Source organism: Bifidobacterium aemilianum (genome assembly GCF_003315635.1).
Lineage (GTDB): Bacteria > Actinomycetota > Actinomycetes > Actinomycetales > Bifidobacteriaceae > Bifidobacterium > Bifidobacterium aemilianum.
The window spans coordinates 1-456 of sequence record NZ_PDCG01000073.1; the positions used below are offsets into that span (position 1 = coordinate 1).

1 protein-coding gene is annotated in these 456 nt (G+C 56.1%); it reads right to left on the reverse strand.

Annotation, left to right across the window (positions count from 1 at the left end):
- Positions 1 to 119: 119 nt before the first annotated feature.
- A partial coding sequence (locus tag CRD60_RS08455; RefSeq protein WP_236630932.1) for a PstC family ABC transporter permease occupies positions 120 to 456 on the reverse strand: 337 nt, incomplete at its 5' end.

The window sequence follows — 456 nt, forward strand, 5'->3', positions numbered from 1 at the left end:
GACATTTACTTCCCCTTCCGTGCGAGTACGCCACGGGCGCTACTGTTGACGATGAAGGTGAGAACGAAGAGCACTAGACCAGCGGCGATGTAAGCACCGGTGGAGAGTGGGTCTTTGAACTAAGCGGCGGATTGTGCAATGAGGGTGGCGAAGGTAGTACCGGAGTCGAAGAGGGAACCTCCGAAAGTACCACCGGCAATCAACATGAAGAGTGCCATCGTTTCACCAAGTGCACGGCCAAGCCCCAGCATGGCGCCGGAGATAAGGCCAGACCGTCCGAATGGAAGGACAGCAAGTTTAATCATTTCCCAGCGAGTTGCACCAAGCCCCAGAGCTGCTTCAATTTGTCCTTTGGGGGTTTGGTTGAAGACTTCGCGGGCGGTGGAGGTGATGATGGGGAGGATCATGATAGCTAGTACTACCGCGCCGGTGAAGACGGTGCGGGCAGTACCTAGC